Genomic DNA, 18983 nt, shown 5'->3' on the forward strand with positions numbered 1-18983 from the left:
GAAAAGCGACAGTGATGGTGGGTCGAAATTCATGTGCGCACGCTAGCGAAGCGCAGGAGAAAGCGCAAACACTACAGCTGCTTCTGTAGAAACTGCACTGCCCCCTGTAGCAAATGCGAATACTCGTTATTGCGAGTCTGTCGTTCCATGTTAAAAGGAACTGCGTATTCCTCTTGCTAAAAGCACTCCCGAGAGGAGGCGGGTATGGTCCAGCGCGCATCGGCCCGCCTCCTGAAGGAGATCAGGCGCAGCCACACGGTCTACGCGTACGTGGACGTGACCTCTCCGACGCAGCAGATCCGGCGGCTACCTGCCACCGGAGGGGAGGTGTCCGTCGACCGTACGGCGGCGGTACGGCGCACCTGCAAGGCCACCTGCGTCGATCCGCTGGGGGACCTGGTACCGAGCGGCACCGACTCCCTGCTGACGCCGTACGGCACCGAACTGCGTCCCTACCGGGGCGTGCGCTACGCGGACGGGAGCGTGGATGTCCTGCCGCTGGGTGTGTTCCGTCTGGCGAAGGTCTCCGTCTCGGACGCGACGGGCGGCAGCCCGGACATCCAGCTCGAAGCGTTCGATCTGTCGCGCACCGTGGCCCGCGACAAATTCATCAGCCCGTACGTCATCGCGTCGGGTACGAACATCATCGATGCCATCAAGGCGATTCTGGCGCGCACCTTCCCGGACCTGAGCTACGACGCGATCAGCACCACCAGGACGACGACGGCGCCGCGGCTGTACGACGTGGGTGACGGCCCGTGGGAGGCCGTAACGGAGCTGGCGCTGAGCCTGGGCTGCGACATCTATTTCGATGTGGAGGGCTGGGTCGTCATCGCCCCGCCCGTGGACATCGACGCCCTGCCTACCCCGGACTTCACCTACATCGAGGGCGAGCAGTGCACCATGCTCGACCTGAGCAGGGTCTTCACGGACGAGCCGGGGTTCAACGGGGTCGTGCTCACCGGCGAGAGCCCTGGCGATGAGCTGCCCGCGGTGCGCGCGGTGGCATGGGACGAAGAGCCCACCAGCGCGACGTACCACCTCGGACCGTACGGCGAGGTGCCGACCTTCGTCACGGACCAGCTCATCAAAACCACCGAGGAAGCGCAGGCGACCGCGGACCAGTTGCTGCGCAATCTCTTGGGCTTCTCCGCGCAGCTCTCGATCACGGGCATCGTGAACCCGGCGTACGAAGCCGGCGCCGTGGTGGAGGTCGTACGCGAGCGCAGCCACGTGTCCGGCCTCTACGCGGTCGACGCCTTCAACGTGCCGCTGGACAGGGGCGGCACGCAGTCACTGACGCTGCGGCAGAAGCGGAGTGCGGGATGAGCACTCCGGGCGAGGCGGTACCGGCGGAGCCTCCCGTCGTCCCGACCGAGGCCGCGGCGCAGGAGGCCGCCCAGGCTGCCGAGGCGGCGCAGGCCGCGCAGACGCAGGCAATCCGCGACCTGGCAACCGAGATCGCCAAGCAGACGCTGCTCGACTTCGACCCGGCGACGCTGCGCAAAGGCACGGTCGCCAGTATCGCGACCACGGCCGCGCCGCCGACGCTGGGCATCACGGTCAGCGGCGACACCACCGAGGTCCCCGGGGTGCGCTACTACGAGCACTACGCCCCGGCCGTCGGCGATGTCGTCCACGTCATCAAGCAGGGCACGGACCTGGTGGCGCTCGGCAAGATCGCGGAGCAGTACACGGCGACCGCCTGGACGGTGCTTACGCTCGGGTCGGGCTTCAGCCACAACGGCAACGAGAACGGCAGCGTCAGGTATCGCCGGGTCTGGGACAACGGGTCCTGGAAGATGCAGTGGCGCGGGGGCGCGGCCGTGACTGGCTCGCCGACGGCCGTGGTGGCCACGCCGCTCGCCGCCGGCTACCGGCCCGTCGACCGCGCGACAGCCGTCGTGGCCCGCGATGCGATCGGCACCACGGCCGTCAAGCTCGATTTCAACACGGACGGCACGATCACGCTGGTCGGCGGGACGGCGGTGCCCAGCATCACCAGCACAGTGATCGATCCGCACACGCACTCCGGCCCAGCGCACAGCCACAGCGGTCCGAGCCACAACCACACCGTCTTCACCAGCCACTTGCAGGATATCGGCACGACCGGCGGCACGTCGCAGTCCCACACGCACAGCTACACCGGCGGCACGACCGGCGGGCAGAACCAGTCCCACACCCACACGCTGAACCATACGCACGAGATGGATGACACCAGCTCGAACGGCACTGGGCAGACCAGCATCAACGGCACGGCCGGAACCAGTTCGGACGGCGGCAGTACGCACGGCCATGACAACAACGCCTTCGCCCCGGCGTGGGTGTCCTTCAACACCATCGAATACTTCCTCGACTGACCGCAGGACAGCCGGGGCCTGCCGGGTCTACGACCAGGGGGAGGGCCGCTGAGGAAAGAGTTCTGCCATGATTTCCCGGCAGCGCTCGTCCGGTACCTGGGGAGCCTGGTATCCGGATTTCCGCACATGTTCGAGGAAATCTGCTGGAAGGGCAAGGTGGTAACGCGAGAGGTAGTGCACGAGATCGACGGGCCAGACCCATTCGCCATCCGTCATCAGCGACCCGGCGCCGCTGATCCACTCGTCTCCGGAAATGGCGTCACGCTCTGCGCCCATGGTGCTGTAGATTTCCTCACCTCCTTCGAGGTAGGAGAGAACCCGGTCTTCATCAGGCGCTGGCGGACCCTCCACGGCCAAGGTCAGCGAATCGCTGTAGACAGCGGGGTCGCCGTCCTCGTTGCCTTCCGCGAAAAACCCTACTCGGCGGATCATCGTTCCTCGCAATCGTGGATGTCAGTCAGTGATGGGAAGGAATATGCGCCAGTATCCGCCCTTGTCGATGACGGGTTCCTGAATCCCCAGCTTGCGGTCCACTCCCATGCGGTTCGTCGGCGCATAAACACGGACACCCAATTCATTCGCCACTGACTGCCCCAGCGGCTCGGCTCCAGCCCCCGAGTGGCAGGAGACCAGGCGCACAGGACCGCCGGTGTAGTTCGGGTTGTTGCGGATTGCTTCCACTACCTGATGCGGGCTGATGTGGTAAGTGGTCTTCATTTTACCCGCTGGGTTCATGTGCCCGGCGATGAACGTACCTTCATCCGTCCCGTGTACGACGATGTCGTGAAGGCCCGGCACACGTCGCACGCGCTCTGCATTCGACAGGGTGCGGGTGTCGTAGCCAATGGTGGTCGTCTGCTTTCCGTGGTAAATCGGATGCCCGGACGGGAGCATATCGTCGCCTGGTTTGGCCGGTGGCGCCATGGCGTCCGAGCTCTCCGCCCGGTACAGCTCCCAGGTGCGCCGCTTGCCCATCTGGTCGATCGCCGGACGAAGCTGCAAGCTGTCAAGCTTCATGCCGCTGAAGACGTTCTTGATGCCCCCTGCGTCGGCGACAGCCTTCACACCGCGGGCGGCTCCGCCGAAGGCGCCGCCGAGAGCACCGCCAGCCAGGCCGGCTTCGGCGGCCTCGTGCAGATTGATGCCCTTCTGCTCGCCCAGCAGGTTGCGTCCGCCCTGGGCCACCACGATATCCACCGTGATCGCCTCTACGCTGCCGATGGCGGCCGTGGCCAGCACGGTTCCGGCGATCTCCGCGACCGTGGCAGACACAGCCACACCCGCGGTGCTCGCCGCGGCAACGATCGCTTCCGTCGCGCCGGCTGCCGCCACTTCGCTGATACCGCCGGTGAACAGGGCCAGCGCCGTTCCGGCAACCAGCACCGCCCCCGCAATCTCCAGCGCATGCTCGATCTGCTTCTTGGCTGTGGCGATCTCGTCGGCAAACTTGTCCAGCGCCTTGGCCATGTCCCGCGCGGCGGAGGCCACATCGTCCAGATAGCCCTTGCCGCCGCCGTGGTACTTGCGCCAGAACGCGCCGAACGCCTCGATGCCCGGGCCCTTGTTGTTGTCGATGACATCCTGGGCAGGTTTGTGCGCGGCAGCGGTGACATCCTCCACGTCGTCGGCGAAGGTCCGCCAGGCGCGGGCAGCCTCTCGGAGTTCGTCCTCGTCGCCTTCCGGCCACCACATGCCGGTCAGGTCCTGGACGATCTCCTTTGCCTTGTCGGCGGCGCCCATCACGCACCGCCCTTGTTGAAGCCGGAGGCCGAAGAGCGGTCGGCTTCCTGATGGTTGCCCGCCATGTCCTTCATGGTTTTGGAGATGCTTTCCAGTCCCTTGACCAAGGCTTGGGCGGCCTTTTCTATCTGCTCGCGGTGCGGGGCATACACGTGCTGGAACTTCTGCCCCTGCTCATCGTCTCCCCACGGTGAACCCAGCCCGTCCAGCGAGCCTTTGAGCTTTGCCGCCGCCTTCGCCAGCGCGTCGGCTTCCCGGTGGAAACGCGGCGCTGCGGACTTGAGCTGGTCCGTGTCTATGTCGAAGCCGTCACCGGCCATAGGTCCCCCCAGGAACTGTGCCTTCGCGTGTTCCCACAACCTATCGCGAGCCACTGACAACGCTTCAGTCGCTTTCGCAGTCAGAGATGTTCAGTAATCAAGTAAGCGGTCGCACGCGGGCGGCGCATCCGGCGGCGAGCGGGCGGCCTTCTTCATGACGAGAAAGAGAGAGTCCATGGCACCGCCCATGACGGCAGCGCAGTTCATCGCGGCACTGCGCGCCGAGGGTGTGAAGGTGAGCGAGGTCGGCACCTGGCGCACGCACAACCGCGCCGGACACGGCCCCTGGGGCCCGGTGCACGGCGTGGTGATCCATCACACCGTGACGAAGGGCACCGACCTGACCGTCGACCTGTGCCGCCGCGGGCACGCCTCCCTTCCCGGGCCGCTGTGCCACGGCGTCATCGCCAAGGACGGTACGGTGTTCCTGGTGGGCTACGGCCGTGCGAATCATGCGGGCAGCGGCGACGGTGACGTGCTCGCCGCGGTCATCGCCGAGGCGGCGGTGCTGCCGCCCGCGAACGAGGCGGACACCGACGGCAACGCCCGCTTCTACGGCTTCGAGTGCGAGAACCTGGGCGACGGCAAGGACCCGTGGCCCGCCGCCCAGCTGCTGGCGATCGAGCGGGTGTCCGCCGCGATCTGCCGCCATCACGGCTGGTGCGAGCGCTCGGTCATCGGCCACCTCGAATGGCAGCCCGGCAAGGTCGATCCCAAGGGCTTCACCATGACCTCGATGCGCTCCCGCATCGCCGCACGGCTCAAGCCGGCGCCGTCGGTCTACGTGGTCAAGACCGGCGACACGCTCTGGCTGATCGCCTCCGCCCTGCTCGGCAACGGCACCCGCTGGCCGGAGATCTCCCGGCTGAACGGCCTGAAGGGCGACGCGATCACCGTCGGCCAGCGGCTCAAGATCCCCAAGAAGTGAGGTCCCGTGAAGATCTTCGGACGTGAACCGGCTGTCGTTCTGGGCGCCCTGAGCGCGGCGCTGTCCCTCGCCGTGACGCTGGGCACCGGCCTGACCGGCGAAGTGGCGGGAGCCGTCGTCGCCCTCATCAGCGCCGGGTTCGCCGCTGTCACCGCCTGGCAGACCCGGCCCATTGCCCCGGCCGCGTTCACCGGAGTCGTGGCCGCAGGCGCCGCCCTGCTGGCGGGGCTGCACTACGAGGCGGCGCGCGCCACCGTCGGCGCCGTCAACGCGCTGGTGCTCGCCGTGCTGGTCCTGCTGACCCGCAGCCAGGTCTCGCCCGTCCCGGCCGCCGGCCGTCCCCCGGTCCAGAGCGTGTAATGCCGCGCGCGGCGGCTGGCCGGCTCCGGGCGCGGATCGGCCGCCGCGGCACCTTCCTGCTGGTCATCGGCATCGGCAAGGTGTGCTGGGGGTCCGGGTTCGTTGTAGAGCCGCAGTCGGCCCCGCAGGGGCTGGGTTTGCTGACCGGTGCGGCGCCGCTGCACTGCTGGGGCTGGCTGTGGGTGACGGCCGGTCTGGCCACCGCGGGTTCGGCATTCCTGCGGGTCGGCCGTGACCGGTTCGGGTTCGCGGCGGCGCTCATCCCGCCCGCGACGTGGGCCATCGCGTACACAGTGGCGGTCCTCATCGGTGACTACCCCCGTGGCGGCTATGTCGCGCTCTGGTACCTGACCAGCCATGTGGGGGTCATCCTGTGGGCGTCGGGGGTGCCGGAGCACTCGCTGCCGGAAGGGCGCACATGAACATCCTGGCCTGGGTGGTCGCCTGCGCGGGCACGGTCGGCACTGTCGCCGCGGCGGCGTTCACCGCCCGCGCCGCAACCCGCGCCGCCGCAGCCACGGCCCGCGCGAACGAGGCGGCAGCTCGCGCTGCCGCCGAACCTGCGCACCGCACGGCTGGCCTCGCGGTGCTCCAGGCCACCGTCGACCGGGTCGACCAGGAGAACGCCGCACTCAGGACCCGTATGTCCCGCACCGAAGCACTGGTCAGGGCGTACTCCTGGACGGTGGACGCCCTCTACCGCTGGGCGCGCGATCCGGTAGGCGACCCGCCTGAGCCGCACCGCCTGGTCAAGGAGTACAACGACACCGGATCATGATCATGAGAGAGCCCCCTTCGCCGTCGCGGGCGGAGGGGGCTTCTTCGCGTGAGGACAGTCATCAGGGGCAACTTCGGTCCAGGGGGCGTCGGTGAAGAAGTCGCCACCGGCGCGGCCGTCGCTGTCGCTCATCCAGCCCTGCGGCTCGCCGTCCCGGGCCGCGTCCGTGCAGGGGGTCCAGGCGGTGTGCTGGCAGGAGACCCAGTAGCGGACGCTGTCGATGGTGTAGGTCTGGATGGTCACGATGAGCCTCCTGCTCTATGGTTCGGTCGGCGTCCCGGCTGCTTTCCTCAGCCGGGGCGCCGCGCTGTTCAGCGCCCGTGCCGCTTGACCTGGATAGTGGCGAACTCGCTGATGATCGAGCCTTGGAGGCCACCGTTGACGTTGCTGGCGATGTCGGCGGCAACGGTTGCCTGCGTGGCACGAAGTCCATACTCACAGGCGTACTCGCGGAGCTGCTCTTCGGTGAGTTCGATGGTGACCGTGAGTTGAACCTTCATGGCTTCCTCTCCAGCTGCCCTCTTTTCTGTAATACAAGAACTCCGCGGCCCCTTGCCAGCGTCAAGAGGCTGCGCCATGATTTTCTGTATGACAGAAAAGAGCGAGACGAAGCGACGCGGCCGACCCGCCACCGGACACGGCGACGTCGCCCCGGTACGCGTCGACAAGGCCGTGAAGACCGCCTTCGACGCGGCAGTCGCAGCAGCGGGCTCGAACCGCTCGAAGGTCACCGAACAGTTGTGGGCCTGGTACGCCCGCCGCCCCGGTGCCGAGCTTCCCGAGCGGCCCGACCCGCAGTAGCCCCGGATGCGCCGCGCCCCGGCCTCCCGCACGCTGGTGCCATGGCGCGCATCGTGATCCAGGAGCCGAGCCCGACGGGCGGGCGGCGGGTGCGCGTGGACGGCACGATCCTCGGCCTCGCGCACAGCGACCGGGACGTCGTGGAGTTCCTGCGGCGGGCCGGGCTGCCCGACTCCGAGCCGCTGCTCGACGACCCGGCGTGGGTGGGATGGCGCGGCGGCCGGCCGCATGACTACGGCGGGTCGAGCCTCAGCAGCGCGTGACCTACCCGGCCAGTGCCTTCTTCAGCCTGGCCACCTCGGGCCCCTTGTCCTTCGCGGGCATCTGCCAGCGGTACGTCTTGCCTTCGCCGTCGGTGTAGACGAGTTGACCGCCGTGCTGCGCCGCGGTCAGGTCGAAGACGACGCTGCGCCACTGATAGCTGCCCAGCGCAACGGGGCCCGATCCCATGAATCCGGCCGGGGTCACGCTGGTCGCGTCGCCGTCCAGGGTGGTCACCGACTGGCCGTCCGGCGCAATCCACTGCCAGCCGCCGCCTTCGGCCGGTGCTGTCTCGGCGGCGGCGACCGCCGTGGACGAGCGGGCCTTATATGCCACGACGGCGTAGGTTCCGTTCTTGGGTGTCTGGTCCGTGGCGGCCGGGACATACACCACGCTGGTCGGCGTCAGGTCGAGCACTCCGCCGCCGCTCCCGGCGATCGGGTGGTGCGAGCCGGCCGTGTGGGCGGTCGTGCCGAGACCGGGCACCGTGGGCGTCTCGATCTCCGGCGTCTGAGGTGTGGCCGCGCTGCTGCTGGACGATGCCTTGCTCTCCGGCTCAGTGCTGCCGCCACCGCAGGCGGTCAGCGGGAGCGCGGCGGCGGCGATGACGGCGAGCATTCGGGTGACGCGCATGGCTGCCCCCTGGGGACTGCGCCGCGGCCGGCCCGCCGCGCGGTAACCGAGAAGCGTAGCGCCGGATCACCCTGCGAAAGCCGCGTCCTCGGGCGACCACACGCCCGGCCCGCCGCCGTGCCATTCGATCAGCGAGGCGTCATCCAGGTTCACGTCGTCCGGGTCCAGGCCCGCGCGGCGCAGGAATTCGAGCAGATCCCGCACGCCGTACGCCACGCCCAGGATCGCGGAGTCGGCATGGACGCGCCGCCCTCCGGTAGGGGACGGCGGGTGCACCACCACGCGCACTGCCATACGGACAGGATCGTGCGGGGGAGTGCGGTCCGCATCCCGGGGTGCGATGCTCCCCGTTGCTCACGACGTGTGACCCTGACCGTCCTGATACTGAGTGTTCTCGTGATCGATGTCTGGCGCCGCCACAGTGGTTACGAGGTGCTGAGCACCAGGATGGCCGCGCTGACGAAGTGACGCAGTAGCTCTTGAGCAGGCAGATCTATGCATGTGACATGTATGATCTTGCGCTTGGCGCTCTGGGGGATTTGCACCGCCATACGGGGTGCACTCCAATCACGTCGCGTACGCCCGGTATGTCCTGAGGTCTGATACGGCGAGGTTCGAGGCAAGGCGTCCTTCCAGGCCAAGCGCCATCCTGTCATTGCCCGCAAGTCTGGGATCCATGAAAAATCGCACACTGAGCAGAATCGCGGCGTTCGTACTGACGCTCGCCATCTTCATCACCGGCGGCATGAGCCAAGCTCTCGCGGCCGACCAGAAAGAAACACCCTCAGCTCTGAAGAAGTGCCTCGCCGAGCCCTTCGGGAAGAAGCTGGAATGCATCAAGAAGAACGCTCGGAGTGAGGCGTTCGCTTTGCTGGGTATCGCCCTCTACCTCGGCGCGTCGCTCGACTGGAAAGACCAAGTCGATGCCCAGTTCCCCGGCCTGCGCGAGAAGCTAGCAGGTGCCAAGGAGGCCGCTCCGCTCATCGAAGCCAAGATGAAGGAGTACACCGCCGCCAAGGAAAAGAACGATCCGGAAGCGGCGGAGATATACAAGAACCTCACCGCGACCATAGACTCGCAGAAGCGAGTGCTCGGTAATGTTCGGGATATAGCTCAGCATGCCGCACAGGTCGCGAAGGCTACGGGTGACCTTACTATCGAGCTGGCGCCGGTGATCAATGAAGCCGCAAACATTCTGTCGGACCCAGAAATTGATGCTGCGCTCGATAAGATCATCTCCGGTTTCAATGAGATGGATGAGGCGCTACAGGGCTCGAACTCTGCTATTGATGAAGCGAATAAGGGCATGAATGGCCTAAATAAGGGCATGAATGGCCTAATCGCCATCATCGATGGCATGGTCAAAACTATGAACGACATGATCGACGCGCTCGATCAAATGAACCGCGGCCTTAAAGTCATGAACGAGGGCGTGGATCAAATGAACCACGGTATCAACGGAATGATCGAGGGCCTCAACCAGGCTAACCGTGGTCTCCGACAGATGAACGAGGGCATCGCCGAGGCCAATCGCGGCATGGACCAGGCTAACCGTGGCGTCACTGGCATGAACAAGGCCATCGACAAGGTGAACGACGCCCTCAAAACCCCCATCGCTAAGGATGGCAGCGGCCCGTTCAAGGACCTGGATCTCTCCGATATCGGGGACTATGTTCGCGGCCATCCCAAGGTCGAGGACAGCAAGGCCAAGCAGGCACTCGTCTCACTGCTGCTGAACTTCATACCGGTCGTCGGCGACGTCAAGGGAGTCGTTGAAGCGATCGCCGGCACGGACATCATGACCGGCGAGAAGCTTTCCACCTCTGACCGCATCCTCGGGGCCGCCATCGTCGCCCGCTGGATCAAGGGTGGTCGGCAGGCCATCAACGCCAAGGACCTGCTCAAGGCCATCGAGAACGAGAAGGCGTTCAATCGGGTCGCCGGAAATGTTCGCTGGGGGGCCGGCGGCGAAAAGTACCTAGGAGAGGAATTCAAGGCCCCGCTCACGCCTGACCTGAAGAAGCTCGTTAATCCCGAGGGCGGGAAAACGAACTGCCGGGCCTGTGCGCTTTCTGTGGACAAGGCGTTCGACGGTGTTCCGTCCTCTGCGCTGCCAACGATACCTGTGGGGGATATTACCGTCCTGGAAAAGTACTACCCTGGGAGGAAATTCCGGGTGCAGTCGTTGCCCAGTATCATCAGAGAGGTCAAGAACGCGGGAGACGGTGCTCGCGGCATCGTCCATGGCCAGGAAGCGGATGGTGGTCACGTCTTCAACGTAATCAACCGAGGCGGGGATGTAGTATTCCTGGACGGCCAGCGGGGGCAAGCGAAGCCCCTAGGGTACGAACGGTACAGGTTCATGAGGACGAAGTGATGATAAGCCGAGAAGAAGCCGTGAAGGTGGCACGACAGCTCATCGAGAGCAATATGGGCCCTTACGACCCGCCGCTCCGGATTGATTACGAACGCGTGCGCGAAAGGCGTGGGCTCCTTGTCGTTCCCTACAACTCCATCGAGTATCTGGAAACCCGGGACCTGGACAAGCAGCTAGTCGGCCTCTGGCCCATCATCGTCGACCTTTCCACCGGGCAAGCACGCCAGGGCTCAGTCGATGACAGGCCCTTGTTCAAGGACTGATCGAGTAGGCCGTAGGGGAACTCGGCCTGCTGACAGCTGAACACGCAACAGCCGTGGGGTCACCGGCAGTGGTGACCCCACGGCTTCAATATTGCTCTGGGCGAAACTCCGCTGCTGTTTTGGAGCCGGGCTCCTGCCCAGCGCACGCGTCGGCCGCGCGCCGACAGATCGACCGCGCTCCGCTCCACCACGGCCGGCGCCGCCTCCCTCGCCGCCCTGTGCACCCGTCCTACCCGTCCACGTGGGTATCCCCGAAGCCGCCGTCACCCTCCTGGAAGAACTCCAGGACTTGGCGCACAGCGAGCGCGGTCCGCATCCCGGGGCGCACGGGAGAAGCCCGGCACCGGGTGAGGCGCCGGGCTTCGTCTAGGACCGGTCTAGCTTGCGAGCACCAGGTCCATCTGCCCCATGTACACCTGCGACATGAACAGCGCGGCGAACGTACCGGGCCCGTGCCGCTGGTCGAGCCATGTGCTCAGCGCGCCCACGTCACCGCTGATCATTGAAGCCAGGATCACGGAGTGCAGGTCTTCGGCTTCGCCTCCGCCGATCTCTTCCAGGAACGCCTGGTACCTCATGTTGACGGCGGACTCGTACCTGCCCATCGATGCGAGGTACGCCCTGGTCTCCGAGCCTGTGTCCGGCAGCCCCGCCAGCTCGGCAACATCTGCGCTGTCGAGCTGTCCGGTCACATCCCGGAAGGCGTAGCCGTCGGTGCCTCCGGAGACCAGGACGCCGTGTCCGTGGGCGATCTGCCGGGTGATCGAACGGGCCTCCCGGTCGCACGCACCCTCCATCACCGTGCCGATGTTGCGGGTGCTGCGGGCGCCCGCGCGGTCCGGAGCGGAGTAGCTGCGCCCGTCGGCGCGGCGGAAGTTGACGCCGTACTGCCCCCGGACCGGGGCCCCGTCGATCAGCCGGTACGCGCGGTAGGAGCCGAAGTGCAGGCAGTCGTGGGCGTAGGAGCGCAGCAGATCCAGCAACGTCAGTTCACCGGCGTACGGCTCGGGGGCTGCGAGATCTCCGTACGCGGTGACCACTGCCCTCATCTGCAAGTGCCGGTAGCCCTGGTTGGGGTGGTGGAAGCCGCCCCGCGCCCCGGAGCGTACGGAACGGACAGCGACCAGCACGCGGTCCAGCGGGAGGAGCTGACGCAGCCCGAGGGCCGCGTACCTGGCTTGCACCAGGGCGAGGCCGTTGTGGAACGGGGCTGTGTTGACCTCCTGCGCCTCCCACTGGTCGAGCAGGAGCGAGAGAGGGGTGAAAACGTGATCTGGATGTTCCGGTGTGAGGGTGTCGGCGGTGCGCAGACGGGTCAGCGCCTGGAGGAGCGGCGCTGTGTCCGTGCCCGTCAGGTGCTCGCCGGGGGCGAGCAGGTGCCCGGTCAGGGCGTGGTCTTGCCGTGAATCAGTGCCCGGTGTGACTCCTGCATCCCGTCGGGAAGGGAGTCCGGCGAATACCACTGTGCCTCCAGGATCTCGAACGTATCGATCTTGAGGGTTCCTCCGGTGACGAGTGCTTCGTAGGCCACTTCGAGCCGGAGCTTGTACCCGCTCTTGAGGTGCACCAGCCGACCGGGCTCCACATCGAGCCCCGTCTCTTCCTTGACTTCGCGGGCGATGGTGAGCGGGAACTCCTCGCCCTTGACTGCGTAGCCGGTGGGCAGCCCCCAGGGCCGCTCCGGCGGCCACATGCGGTGGCGCAGGAGAAGGACTTCACCCTGGTCGTTGCGGACGACGCCGGTGACGCCGACCATGAATTTCGCGTGGGCCAGCCACAGGACCCGCCACTGCATCGGGCCACGGATGACGCGCCACAGCCAAGCAATGATCTTCTTCAACGTCGGCCTGCTTTCCAGGAGATGGGCCGTCGGTCAGACGGATCACTCTGGCGCATCATCAGTAACCGGCCAAATGCGCTGCGTACTCAGGTTATACCCTGTGGCCTAGGCCACAAACCACCTCGGCGGGAGTAGGCTGGTGGCCTAGCCCACCACTCCCGAAGGAGTGTCACATGCCCGAAATCGAAAGGTCCCTTCCTCCCTACAAGCAGGTCCTGACCTATCTGCGCGAGCAGATCATCAGCGGTGAACTCGCGGAAGGGGACACCGTTCCCTCCGAGCGACAGCTCGCCGCCGACTGGGGTATCTCCCGCGCGACGGCGACCAAGGTGCTCGGAGAACTGCGCCACGAGAACCTGGTTGAGCCCCGGCAGGGCGTCGGCACCGTGGTCACTGCCCGTGGCCAGCACCAATCCCCGTCGGACCGCTTCCGGTCGGCGGACGTTACCGGCCGGATCTACCCGTCCGGCCAGTACGCGAAGATCCTGTCTGCGGGCCTGGTGCCCGCTCCGGAGCGTGTCGCCCTCGCGCTGGGCATTGAGGAGGGCGCACAGGCCGTCTGCCGCCGCCGGGTGACCTGCGACGAAACCGGGCCGGTTTCCGCGTCCACTTCGTGGTTCGCCGCCGAACTCGCCGACGCTGTACCGGCGCTGCTGGAGAGCGAACGCATTCCCGGCGGCACACCGGGCGCGATCGAGGAGGCCACCGGCCGGGCCTGGGAGGACGGCCAGGACCTGGTCAGCGCGAGGATCGCGACGGACGAAGAAGCCGAACTGCTCGGCATCACCGAGCGGCCGGCGGCTCTGCTCGTCGGGTACAACAGCCTGTTCGACGCAGAGGGCAACGTGATCGAGTACGGCGAGTACCTCAGCGTCGGCAGCCGGCTCACCCGCTACGCCTATCAGCGTTCGCGGGACTGAGGGGGCGGCATTCCGAACGAGGCGGCGTCCGCACTGGCGGGCGCCGCTTCTTCGCGGCCTCACCCGGCTGCGAGCGACCGCCGCGCTCTGCTGATGATGTCCTGGGCGTCGGGTCCGAAGACGGCTGACTCGCGTAGTGTTTCCCACGTCCGGACGTAGGTCGCCACGCTCGCGGCGTCATCGATCCACAGTTCGGCGTGCCAGTCCTCGGTGATGACCAGGCTGTCGTCCAGGACCCAGAAGGCGTTGGCCGGCGGGATTTTCAGCGAGGCGCCGAAGGGGACGATGCCCAGCTCCAGGGTCGCCAAGCCGACCACACCCGCCAGCCTGTCGAGCTGGGCGGCGAGAATCTGCGGGGGACAGATGAGAGCGTGCAGCGCTGCTTCCCACATGAGAATGCAATAGCGCTTGCCCTGCTGGTACAGGCCCTCCTGGCGCTTGAGCCGGGCGCATACCGCTTCTTCCGTGTCCCGGGGAGAGCGGTGCAGGTCGGCATACCGCGCGAAGGTGTGCCGTGCGTAGTCGGCGGTCTGCAACGAGCCGACAATCATGGAATTCTCCCAGGCACGGAAGTGCGCGGTGCGCGTGAACTGCTCGTTGATCCCCTCCTGGACCGCCCGGTGCCCAGTCGCGAGCTGTCGCCGCCACGAGCGCACATGCGACTCAAGCCCGGTCAGCCGCGAAATGAGTTCGGCTGCGGCGCCGGGATGGCCAGTCGCTGCGGCCCACGCTTGTAGATCTTCGGCTGTCGCTGTCTGCCGGCCGGTCTCCAGCTTGCTGACCTTGGACTGTGTCCAGCCCAGCCGTTCGGCCAGCTCGGAGCCGGTGAGCCTGCCGTTCGGGCAGGTATGGCGCAGCTCCCGAAGGCGCACCCCCAGGGCGGCGCGCGCCTGCTGGAAGTCAGTGCTCACCGGCTCACACTCGCTACTCTGCGGCCAGGAGCTGCGCCGCTGTCTCGTAAGGGACGGCGTGATGCCAGGCGGCATCACGGATCTGGGCGTACCGGACGACCTGCGCCGGTTCAGTGATCAGCTCTACGTTGAGGAGCTGGTCACTGGCGTCGAAGTTCAGCAGGGCGACCAGCCGGGAGTCAAAAATCCAGAAGTCCTCCTCCGGGAGGGTCAGTTCGCTGCGCCTGATCACACGGATGACCTCGCCTACGGCGGAGTTGCGCCGGGCGTTGTCGAGGAGATAGAGCTGGCCAGGAGTCGGCGGGGTGTCGATAATGCGCACGCGCTTGAACGTCTTTCCGAGCGCCACCTGTTCGCGCCGCTCTGCACACCACTGCGCATCGACCCCGTCCCAGGAGACGGGCTCGCCGCGTACGAACTGGGCGTACGTGTCGGTGGCCTCGTCGCTTGCGTAGCGCCGCCGTGTCTCCAGCCGCCAGGCGGTGTGCTTGAAGGTCGTGAACAGGCGGTCGAACTCGTCCAGGCTGAGGATGTCGGGCACGTGGTCGGCCTCCTTCGGCCCCCAGTCCACGAGCAGTTCGCGGGGCACGATGATCGCCGTTTCCCCGTCAGACAGATGCGCGAGCTGGGCGATGTCGTCCGGGTCGGTGAGTGGCGGGCCGTGCACGATGATCTCTCGTGAGTCGATGTCCTCATGTACCGCAGGGCAGCCGTTGACGCCGCTGCCCGTGCCGTTGAAGCGGATGCGCCTCATGACGGTGTCCTTCCGCAGGGGCTGATCCACCCAGCATCGGGGCGCCAGGGGCTCCTCAGTACACAGTGCGCGCAAGCCGCATGAGAATAAAGGCGAATAACTAGCCAACCTCTGCGCATATTCTCGAATGACGCGTGGCGTTCCGCATGCCGCCCTCCCTAGCGTCGGCTGCATGGCAACAGCAAAAGGCCCCGAGGCCGTTGACCCGGACGTGGCGACGGAAGCGCTCCGTGAAGCGCTGATGTCGGTCGGCATCGTGCTGCCGTCGCTGGCGGCCGATGCAGCATCGGACCTGGGCCTGGTCAGTCTCGGACGTGTACGGGCTGCGGTGGCCATGCGGCTGGCCGACGTGGTGCGGCAGAAGAGCGGAGCCGGCGCATGAACGGCGGACAGATCGTTTTCGACACCGCCCAGAGGCGCGTCGGCAGGGTCATGGACAAGGTCGGAACGTACATACAGCTCCGCCCGCTGGGCGGTGGCCGCGAATGGGACGCCGACCCGGAGCGTCTGCGTCCGCCGACGCCGCGCGAACTCCTGAGCGCCCGTCTCGCCGCGGCCAACCGCGACTCCGAGAGCGGGCCGATCCGGTGAGTGCGCCGGTGTCAGGGGTCGACCTGTCGAGCCTGAACGGCCCGCAGCAGGAGGGCTGGCACTGCGCGCTGTGCAACGCCCGTCTGTTTGCCGACCGCTCGCTGGGCGTGCACCGGATCATCTCGTGCGGCCAGGAGATTGACGTGGAGCTGTGGGCATGCAGGCCCGACTGCCATACGGCGGCCCGCAACGCCCAGCGGAACCGCAGGAGCTGTTCTTACCTGCCGGGGTGGTCCTCGTGAGCGAGACGTGCTGCTGGTGCAGGGAGTCGACAGCCGATCCCGTCGATGTCGGGATCGAGCACGTGGCGTCAGCCGGCGGCAGGACGGTCTACGCCTGCCGGACGTGCGTGAAGCGCCACGGCATCATCCCCTTCGCCGACCACCCGGCGGGGAGTGACGGGCGCCTGCGGTTCACGGCCGAAGCGCTCCGTGCCGCCACGGTGCGCAAGGCCCGCCGGACATAGGCCGGACGGCAGCGGGTAGGCGCCCCCGCAGCCCGCTGCCGTCCTCGCGCTCCCGCCCCGGCCGTGCAGCGGTCACCGGCCGGGGCGGGACGGCACCCTCCCCATCTGTTCCCGCCCAGGCGGGACGACGGCGGGTGGGGAGGGTGACCAGGGGACGCGCGGAACGTATGGCTACGGGCTTCAGCACCGGTCAGCCGAGTTCCCGCAGTTCGTCCGGCAGGGCCGGGCGGTAGCCCGGGTCCGAGTGCAGGTGCCGCAGACGGCGGGCCCGGATGTGCATGCCGCCGGCGGCCAGGGCGCTCACGGCCGTGGGCGGACGGCGGACTCCGAGTGCGCGGCGCAGCGGCGGGTCAAGAAGAGCCCCGGCGGCAGAGCGGACCAGGGGGACCAGGAAGGCGGGAACCCGCTGGGCGAGGAGTCCGCTGGTAGCAGCCCATAGCGCCGTCGCCTCGGGCGTACGGGCGAAGAAGCCATTCTCGTAGTCGTCCATCCAGGCGGCGAATGCCCCCCAGGCCAGCGGAACACGATGAATGCCCATACGGTCGGCGAGTGCGCAGTAGAACACGTGAGACGCGTCCTTCTCAGCGGCCGTCGTCGCTCTCCAGCCGTAGGCGTCGCACCAGCGCATCGGGGCGACGTCGAAGCAGGCCAGCACATAGCGGAACGCGTCATTGCTGATCTGCCACCGGGCGTGGACGTTATTCAGGGCAGATACTGTCCGCGCACCGGACGGGCTGTCGAGGCCGTCGCGGAAAAGCCGGTACATCATCTGGCCGGTCGTCTTCGCCCGGAGTTCGGTCTGGCCGGTCATCTGGCCTGTGGTGGCCAGGACCGCGGCGATCTCGGGCACGGCGAAGGTCCGGTAGAAGCCGATGTTGAGGCCGAGCATGAGGTCTTCGCAGAATTCGGTGAAGGCAAGTCGCCGGTAGAGGGCTTCGGCCTCCGGCAGCGACGGGCCGCCAGGCGTCATGATGTCTCTGCCAGCACGCGCCGGACCACGGGACTGTGGAGGTACCGGGCCATGGCAACGAGGTGATCCCGTTCCGCTGCCGGAGGGATCAGCGTTCCGGGAAACGCGGCGGTTTCCTCGGGCCGCTGCCGGTTCTGCCGTGCACGCAGCGCCGCAGCAAATGCAGTGGCGGCGATCATGGCATCCCGTTCGCCGCCGGTGAGCCCCGCACGGTCCGCGTGCTGTGCTGCTGCGGTGATGACCTGCTGGCCGACCCAGGGGTTCAGGACGAGCTGCCCGTCACGGATCTCCATGGTGCGGCGTGCAAGTCGCCACTCCAGGTCACGCGCGGACAGCAAGGGGGCCTGCTTATGGGCTTCGTCCAGCACCAGGCGGTGATCGGCCTGGAGGCAGGCACGCCACAGCGGTTGCAGGGCCTGGTAGTCACTGCGGCGGCGGCGCCACGTGGCGATGGCGGTACCGGCCCATCCGACAGCCATGACCAGGGAACCCACGATGACGCAGGCGGGGCCGACAACGGTGCTCAGTACGTCCAGGGCGTGGCTGCCCGCGGCGATCGTGATGACGACGAGGAGGGTACACAGGCAATATCCGCTGTCGATCGCGCATCCGATGGCGAGCCGGCGCAGGCCCCGCCGTGCCGCCCCGTGAGAGGCCGGGAGGGAACCGGCGCGCTGCCAGGAGATCCAGCCCAGCGACCACAAGGCCCACAGGAACCCGCCCTGGAAGACTGCCTGATAGGCCACGAACGCGGGACGGTCGGCGAACGCGGACTCGAACTGCGTGTACGTTCCCGGCGAAGCGTTCAGGGGAGAGGCGAGCGCGAACAGTACGGCCATGGCGGGGATGACAAGGCCGTATACCGCGACCACCCGGCGCCGGACGGCAGGCCATGCTGACCGCCACGGACGGGAGAACGGGGAGGGACGCCCCGGCGACGGCGGTACCCACAGCAGGACCAGCACGATCACGTAGGCGCTGAAGAGCATGGTGCACAGATTGGCGAGCAGGTTCTCCAGATGGCCGATGCCGGTGGCCCGGCTCAGCGGGCGGGAAGAGAAGAGGGCGGCGAGGACGAAGGACGTGCCGGACGCTGCCGCGGCGAGGCCCATGACCAGCACACCTGGGATGCGGTGACGCCGCCACGCCCGGAGTTTGACAGCTGCCAGCACATACATGAGCGCACCGAACAGCAGGAGAAGGACTGCGAAGGAGCCCGGATCAGACATGGCTGCTCCCGCGGTGCTCCATCGTCGTGACTTCTGCGGTGGCCGGGGCGAGGGCGAGGCGCTGCCACAGTAGAGTTCCCAGCACTTCGGCCTGCTGCTCGGCCGGGTCCTCGTAGTGCGAGCGGCCCAGGACGGTCCGGGCCACCTTGGAGTCCAGGGCTTCGAGCTGCGGGATGTGCGTGAGTAGCAGGTGGGCGAGTTCATGGCAGATGATGAATGCCTGGTGCGCTTCGCTCGTGCTCTTCGGGTAGTAGATCCGGTCTTCGGTCAGATGCTGCTGGAACTCGCCGGACCGCTGCCCCGGTGCCATCTCGCGCGCTATGAGGATGATGGGCCGACCGCGCTGACGGCCCAGACGGTCGCACAGTTCCTGGACGGTGGTGTACGCCGGAACCTTGGCACGGTCCAGCACAGCGCGGCACTGCCGCCGGGCACGTCGTAGGCCCATGAATGCCTCCTCCTGTCCTTGGGGCAACCGCCA

Annotated in this window: 29 protein-coding genes; 15 read left to right on the forward strand and 14 right to left on the reverse strand. The window is 67.2% G+C overall.

Going from position 1 to position 18983, the window contains the following annotated elements; genetic code table 11:
- Positions 1–204: 204 nt before the first annotated feature.
- Together ACH4FX_RS12515 and ACH4FX_RS12520 are read left to right on the forward strand one after the other, a co-directional pair.
- A complete protein-coding gene (locus tag ACH4FX_RS12515; protein WP_398477948.1) occupies positions 205–1329 on the forward strand; it encodes a DUF5047 domain-containing protein in 1125 nt (374 codons plus the stop codon).
- Complete coding sequence (locus tag ACH4FX_RS12520; protein WP_398477950.1) at positions 1326–2360, forward strand: hypothetical protein; 1035 nt, start codon at positions 1326–1328, stop codon at positions 2358–2360. Before ACH4FX_RS12515 ends, ACH4FX_RS12520 begins: the two co-directional genes overlap by 4 nt.
- Before the next feature lie 27 nt (positions 2361–2387).
- On the opposite strand, the gene ACH4FX_RS12525 is transcribed toward ACH4FX_RS12520, so the two are convergent.
- Genes ACH4FX_RS12525 through ACH4FX_RS12535 form a run of 3 tightly spaced genes read right to left on the reverse strand, consistent with a single transcriptional unit; the run spans position 2388 to position 4420 of the window.
- A complete protein-coding gene (locus ACH4FX_RS12525) occupies positions 2388–2792 on the reverse strand; it encodes a hypothetical protein (protein WP_398477952.1) in 405 nt (134 codons plus the stop codon).
- A gap of 21 nt (positions 2793–2813) precedes the next feature.
- Positions 2814–4100: a WXG100 family type VII secretion target gene (locus tag ACH4FX_RS12530; protein ID WP_398477954.1), complete on the reverse strand. Its 1287-nt coding sequence runs from the start codon at positions 4098–4100 to the stop codon at positions 2814–2816.
- Positions 4100–4420: a WXG100 family type VII secretion target gene (locus ACH4FX_RS12535; protein WP_398477956.1), complete on the reverse strand. Its 321-nt coding sequence runs from the start codon at positions 4418–4420 to the stop codon at positions 4100–4102. The genes ACH4FX_RS12530 and ACH4FX_RS12535 overlap by 1 nt, the downstream gene beginning before the upstream one ends.
- A gap of 175 nt (positions 4421–4595) precedes the next feature.
- Between ACH4FX_RS12535 and ACH4FX_RS12540 the strand changes: the two genes are divergently transcribed.
- Genes ACH4FX_RS12540 through ACH4FX_RS12555 form a run of 4 tightly spaced genes read left to right on the forward strand, consistent with a single transcriptional unit; the run spans position 4596 to position 6486 of the window.
- The gene (locus ACH4FX_RS12540; RefSeq protein WP_398477958.1) at positions 4596–5348 is read left to right on the forward strand and encodes an N-acetylmuramoyl-L-alanine amidase; all 753 of its coding nucleotides are present in this window, start codon (positions 4596–4598) and stop codon (positions 5346–5348) included.
- Between the two features lie 6 nt (positions 5349–5354).
- Positions 5355–5708 carry a hypothetical protein gene (locus ACH4FX_RS12545; RefSeq protein ID WP_398477960.1) on the forward strand — a complete coding sequence of 118 codons (354 nt, stop codon included), beginning with the start codon at positions 5355–5357 and terminating at the stop codon, positions 5706–5708.
- On the forward strand, positions 5708–6130 hold the full coding sequence (locus tag ACH4FX_RS12550; RefSeq protein WP_398477961.1) for a hypothetical protein: 423 nt from the start codon (positions 5708–5710) through the stop codon (positions 6128–6130). The genes ACH4FX_RS12545 and ACH4FX_RS12550 overlap by 1 nt, the downstream gene beginning before the upstream one ends.
- Positions 6127–6486 (forward strand): hypothetical protein, encoded by a 360-nt coding sequence (locus tag ACH4FX_RS12555; RefSeq protein WP_398477962.1) that lies wholly within the window; start codon positions 6127–6129, stop codon positions 6484–6486. The genes ACH4FX_RS12550 and ACH4FX_RS12555 overlap by 4 nt, the downstream gene beginning before the upstream one ends.
- Here the strand turns inward: ACH4FX_RS12555 and ACH4FX_RS12560 are convergent, their stop codons facing one another.
- On the reverse strand, positions 6487–6729 hold the full coding sequence (locus ACH4FX_RS12560; protein WP_398477963.1) for a hypothetical protein: 243 nt from the start codon (positions 6727–6729) through the stop codon (positions 6487–6489). It abuts the gene before it with no gap.
- A 68-nt stretch (positions 6730–6797) separates the two neighbouring features.
- Positions 6798–6986 (reverse strand): hypothetical protein, encoded by a 189-nt coding sequence (locus tag ACH4FX_RS12565; protein WP_398477965.1) that lies wholly within the window; start codon positions 6984–6986, stop codon positions 6798–6800.
- Between the two features lie 88 nt (positions 6987–7074).
- Here ACH4FX_RS12565 and ACH4FX_RS12570 point away from each other — a divergent pair, with 88 nt between their 5' ends.
- Entirely contained in the window at positions 7075–7287 is a 213-nt protein-coding gene (locus tag ACH4FX_RS12570) for a hypothetical protein (protein ID WP_398477967.1), read from the forward strand.
- Positions 7288–7328: 41 nt separating this feature from the next.
- Positions 7329–7550 (forward strand): hypothetical protein, encoded by a 222-nt coding sequence (locus ACH4FX_RS12575; RefSeq protein ID WP_398477969.1) that lies wholly within the window; start codon positions 7329–7331, stop codon positions 7548–7550.
- A 1-nt stretch (position 7551) separates the two neighbouring features.
- On the opposite strand, the gene ACH4FX_RS12580 is transcribed toward ACH4FX_RS12575, so the two are convergent.
- Positions 7552–8181 carry a hypothetical protein gene (locus ACH4FX_RS12580; RefSeq protein ID WP_398477971.1) on the reverse strand — a complete coding sequence of 210 codons (630 nt, stop codon included), beginning with the start codon at positions 8179–8181 and terminating at the stop codon, positions 7552–7554.
- A gap of 66 nt (positions 8182–8247) precedes the next feature.
- Entirely contained in the window at positions 8248–8475 is a 228-nt protein-coding gene (locus tag ACH4FX_RS12585) for a hypothetical protein (protein WP_398477973.1), read from the reverse strand.
- 382 nt (positions 8476–8857) lie between these two features.
- Between ACH4FX_RS12585 and ACH4FX_RS12590 the strand changes: the two genes are divergently transcribed.
- On the forward strand, positions 8858–10558 hold the full coding sequence (locus ACH4FX_RS12590; RefSeq protein WP_398477974.1) for a pre-toxin TG domain-containing protein: 1701 nt from the start codon (positions 8858–8860) through the stop codon (positions 10556–10558).
- Positions 10558–10821 (forward strand): YrhB domain-containing protein, encoded by a 264-nt coding sequence (locus ACH4FX_RS12595; protein WP_398477975.1) that lies wholly within the window; start codon positions 10558–10560, stop codon positions 10819–10821. Before ACH4FX_RS12590 ends, ACH4FX_RS12595 begins: the two co-directional genes overlap by 1 nt.
- Positions 10822–11198: 377 nt before the next feature.
- On the opposite strand, the gene ACH4FX_RS12600 is transcribed toward ACH4FX_RS12595, so the two are convergent.
- Both ACH4FX_RS12600 and ACH4FX_RS12605 read right to left on the reverse strand, forming a co-directional pair.
- The gene (locus ACH4FX_RS12600) at positions 11199–12284 is read right to left on the reverse strand and encodes a hypothetical protein (protein ID WP_398477977.1); all 1086 of its coding nucleotides are present in this window, start codon (positions 12282–12284) and stop codon (positions 11199–11201) included.
- Positions 12206–12616, reverse strand: a complete 411-nt coding sequence (locus ACH4FX_RS12605) for an NUDIX domain-containing protein (RefSeq protein ID WP_398478407.1) — start codon at positions 12614–12616, stop codon at positions 12206–12208. Before ACH4FX_RS12605 ends, ACH4FX_RS12600 begins: the two co-directional genes overlap by 79 nt.
- Before the next feature lie 218 nt (positions 12617–12834).
- On the opposite strand from ACH4FX_RS12605, the gene ACH4FX_RS12610 reads away from it, so the two are divergent.
- Positions 12835–13581, forward strand: coding sequence for a GntR family transcriptional regulator (locus ACH4FX_RS12610; protein WP_398477979.1), 747 nt, complete (start codon positions 12835–12837; stop codon positions 13579–13581).
- A gap of 59 nt (positions 13582–13640) precedes the next feature.
- Here ACH4FX_RS12610 and ACH4FX_RS12615 read toward each other — a convergent pair whose 3' ends face one another.
- Together ACH4FX_RS12615 and ACH4FX_RS12620 are read right to left on the reverse strand one after the other, a co-directional pair.
- Positions 13641–14492, reverse strand: a complete 852-nt coding sequence (locus ACH4FX_RS12615) for a helix-turn-helix domain-containing protein (protein WP_398477981.1) — start codon at positions 14490–14492, stop codon at positions 13641–13643.
- A 13-nt stretch (positions 14493–14505) separates the two neighbouring features.
- Positions 14506–15246 (reverse strand): DUF6879 family protein, encoded by a 741-nt coding sequence (locus tag ACH4FX_RS12620; RefSeq protein ID WP_398477983.1) that lies wholly within the window; start codon positions 15244–15246, stop codon positions 14506–14508.
- A gap of 172 nt (positions 15247–15418) precedes the next feature.
- Between ACH4FX_RS12620 and ACH4FX_RS12625 the strand changes: the two genes are divergently transcribed.
- The 4 genes from ACH4FX_RS12625 to ACH4FX_RS12640 are packed head-to-tail and all read left to right on the forward strand — an operon-like array spanning position 15419 to position 16303.
- Complete coding sequence (locus ACH4FX_RS12625; protein ID WP_398477984.1) at positions 15419–15628, forward strand: hypothetical protein; 210 nt, start codon at positions 15419–15421, stop codon at positions 15626–15628.
- Positions 15625–15837 carry a hypothetical protein gene (locus tag ACH4FX_RS12630; protein WP_398477986.1) on the forward strand — a complete coding sequence of 71 codons (213 nt, stop codon included), beginning with the start codon at positions 15625–15627 and terminating at the stop codon, positions 15835–15837. Before ACH4FX_RS12625 ends, ACH4FX_RS12630 begins: the two co-directional genes overlap by 4 nt.
- Positions 15838–15845: 8 nt before the next feature.
- A complete protein-coding gene (locus tag ACH4FX_RS12635) occupies positions 15846–16079 on the forward strand; it encodes a hypothetical protein (protein WP_398477988.1) in 234 nt (77 codons plus the stop codon).
- A complete protein-coding gene (locus tag ACH4FX_RS12640; protein WP_398477990.1) occupies positions 16076–16303 on the forward strand; it encodes a hypothetical protein in 228 nt (75 codons plus the stop codon). Before ACH4FX_RS12635 ends, ACH4FX_RS12640 begins: the two co-directional genes overlap by 4 nt.
- A gap of 190 nt (positions 16304–16493) precedes the next feature.
- Here the strand turns inward: ACH4FX_RS12640 and ACH4FX_RS12645 are convergent, their stop codons facing one another.
- The 3 genes from ACH4FX_RS12645 to ACH4FX_RS12655 are packed head-to-tail and all read right to left on the reverse strand — an operon-like array spanning position 16494 to position 18950.
- Complete coding sequence (locus tag ACH4FX_RS12645; RefSeq protein WP_398477992.1) at positions 16494–17273, reverse strand: oxygenase MpaB family protein; 780 nt, start codon at positions 17271–17273, stop codon at positions 16494–16496.
- Positions 17270–18502, reverse strand: coding sequence for an MAB_1171c family putative transporter (locus tag ACH4FX_RS12650; protein WP_398477994.1), 1233 nt, complete (start codon positions 18500–18502; stop codon positions 17270–17272). Before ACH4FX_RS12650 ends, ACH4FX_RS12645 begins: the two co-directional genes overlap by 4 nt.
- Entirely contained in the window at positions 18495–18950 is a 456-nt protein-coding gene (locus tag ACH4FX_RS12655) for an ImmA/IrrE family metallo-endopeptidase (RefSeq protein WP_398477996.1), read from the reverse strand. Before ACH4FX_RS12655 ends, ACH4FX_RS12650 begins: the two co-directional genes overlap by 8 nt.
- Positions 18951–18983: the final 33 nt, after the last annotated feature.

It is taken from the genome of Streptomyces sp. NPDC018019 (assembly GCF_044327805.1).
Classification (GTDB): Bacteria; Actinomycetota; Actinomycetes; order Streptomycetales; family Streptomycetaceae; genus Streptomyces.